This window comes from Corallococcus sp. AB049A (assembly GCF_003668885.1).
Taxonomy (GTDB): Bacteria; Myxococcota; Myxococcia; order Myxococcales; family Myxococcaceae; genus Corallococcus; species Corallococcus interemptor.
Genome location: NZ_RAWL01000698.1, coordinates 1 through 2441, shown reverse-complemented (window position 1 = coordinate 2441; position 2441 = coordinate 1). Strand labels below are relative to the sequence as shown.

General features: G+C 69.6%; 3 protein-coding genes. 2 read left to right on the top strand and 1 reads right to left on the bottom strand.

The genetic code is table 11. The annotated features are described in order from the left end of the window. A partial coding sequence (locus D7X55_RS38395) for a hypothetical protein (RefSeq protein WP_199747328.1) occupies positions 1-434 on the bottom strand: 434 nt, incomplete at its 3' end. Between the two features lie 91 nt (positions 435-525). Between D7X55_RS38395 and D7X55_RS38390 the strand changes: the two genes are divergently transcribed. Then, positions 526-1380 carry a lysophospholipid acyltransferase family protein gene (locus D7X55_RS38390; protein ID WP_120552947.1) on the top strand — a complete coding sequence of 285 codons (855 nt, stop codon included), beginning with the start codon at positions 526-528 and terminating at the stop codon, positions 1378-1380. Further along, entirely contained in the window at positions 1377-2342 is a 966-nt protein-coding gene (locus D7X55_RS38385) for an SDR family oxidoreductase (RefSeq protein WP_199747327.1), read from the top strand. Before D7X55_RS38390 ends, D7X55_RS38385 begins: the two co-directional genes overlap by 4 nt. The last annotated feature ends 99 nt before the right edge of the window (positions 2343-2441 follow it).

The window sequence follows — 2441 nt, the reverse complement described above, 5'->3', positions numbered from 1 at the left end:
TCCCCCACCACCCGGATGTCCGGCGCGGGCCGGTCCGTCAGCCGCGCGCCTTGCGCGTACGGGCCCCGGAGGTCCGCGTGGAACAGGGCGGGCATGGCGCGGAACATGGCGGAGGGGCTTTGCCGCATCTGCGCCAGCTTCTCCTTCAGGCGCGCGGGCGGCAGGTCCAGGCGCGCGTTGAAGTCGCGCACGAAGGACACGGCCTGCGAGGGCGCACGCTCCAGGCCGGAGGCCCTGGCCTTCTGGGAGGCCAACGTGTTCACCGCCACGGTGTTGCCCGTCCGTGACGAAGCCGTGGCGGCCTGGGGCTGGAAGCCGCTGACGTCCGCGGCCAGCCGTCCGGCGGCGGCCCCGGAGGAGGCGAGCGTCAGCACCGTGGCGGCGACGGTGGACCCCGAGGCGGACGTCCGGGAGGGCTTGGAGGGGATGCGCATGGGGGCTCCTTCCGGCGGATTATCGTCAGAAGGGCGTCGCGGGTTGTCCGCCCACTCCCAGCGTGCAAGCGGGGGTGCTAAGAGCGGGCCCATGCTGGAGCGTTTCAGCGACAAGGTGAAGAAGGGCCTGCGCGAGTGGACCGAGCGCATGGCCGGCGAGCAGCAGTCCGACCAACTCCAGGCCCTGGCCCGGACGGAGAACGAGTACGGGGTGGACCCGTTCGGGTTCAACCTGGACTACAGCCTGGCCGCCATCGCCCCGTTCATGTGGCTCTACCGCCACTACTTCCGGGTGGAGGCCTACGGCGCGGACCGCATCCCCCCGGGGCGGGTGCTGCTGGTGTCCAACCACTCCGGCCAGCTGCCCCTGGACGGCGCGATGATTGGCATCGCCCTGATGGTGGAGGGCAACCCGCCGCGCGCCATCCGCAGCATGGTGGAGAAGTGGGTGCCGTCCCTGCCGTACGTCTCCACGTTCATGGCGCGCGTGGGCCAGATCGTGGGCACGCCGGAGAACTGCCGGCGGCTCCTGGAGGCGGAGGAGGCCATCCTCGTGTTCCCGGAAGGGACGCGCGGGCTCAACAAGCTCTGGCCCCAGCGCTACCAGCTCCAGGAGTTCGGCCTGGGCTTCATGCGCCTGGCGCTGGAGACGAACACGCCCATCGTGCCCATCGCCGTGGTGGGCGCGGAGGAGCAGGCCCCCGCGCTGATGAACTTGAAGCCCGTGGCGAAGCTGCTGGGCTTCCCGTCCTTCCCCATCACCCCCACGGGCACGCCCTTCCCGCTGCCCACGAAGTACCGCATCTACTTCGGGGACGCGCTCCACTTCACCGGCCGCGCGGACGACGAGGACAGTGAGCTGGACAAGAAGGTGCGCACCGTGAAGGCCGCCATCCAGGCGATGCTCCACCAGGGGCTCAAGGAGCGCAGGAGCGTGTTCTGGTGAGCGCCGCGAACGAGGAGAAGGACGCCAGCGCGGTGGACAAACGCCCGGCCGTCGTCGTCACCGGCATCAGCGGCAACCTGGGCCGCACGCTGGCGAAGCAGCTGCACAAGCGCGAGCGCATCATCGGCATCGACCGGCGTCCCTTCATCGGGAAGCCGAAGGACGTCGAGATGCACCAGCTGGACCTGCGCAAGAAGAAGGCGGAGGACGTCTTCCGCAAGAACGAGGTCCGCGCCGTCATCCACATGGGCATCATGCATGACCCGCGCATGAGCGAGGAGGAGCACCACTCGTTCAACGTCGTGGGGACCACGCGCCTGCTGGAGTACTGCGCGAAGTACGGCGTGAAGAAGGTGGTGGTGCTGTCCTCGGCGAACGTCTACGGCCCCAGCCCGGACAACTCCAACTTCCTCACGGAGGACGCGCCGCTGATGGCCGCGAGCCGCTTCTCCGGCGTGCGCGACCTCATCGAAGTGGACATGCTGGCGCACAGCTTCTTCTGGAAGCACCCCGACATCGAGACGGTCATCCTGCGGCCCGTCCACATCGTGGGGCCCACCATCAAGAACGCGCCGTCCAACTACCTGCGGCTGCGCCGCCCGTGGACCATGGCGGGCTTCGACCCCATGGTGCAGCTCATCCACGTGGAGGACGTGGCCCGCGCCATGGTGGAGGCCCTGCGCCCGGAGCCCAAGGGCGTCTACAACGTCGTGGGCCCCGGCCAGGTCCCCCTGTCCGCCGTGCTGCGCGAGCTGGGCCACACCGCCATCCCCGTGCCACACCCCGTGGCCCGGCCCCTCTTGGGCCTGATGTTCCGCTACCGGCTGGCCAACTTCCCGCCGCCGGAGCTGGACCACATCCAGTTCCTCTGCGCCGTGGACGGCAACCGCTGGGTGCAGGACGTGGGCTGGAAGGCCCGGCACTCCATGCGCGACACCATCCGCTCCGTCGTCGGCGAGTAGCGGGCGGGCAGTGGCTTTTCGTGGGGGCCCGCCACGGTTCCCTGACAGGGATGTCAGTGGGGATGTGGCGGGATGGCAGGGAGGGCCTGACAACACTGT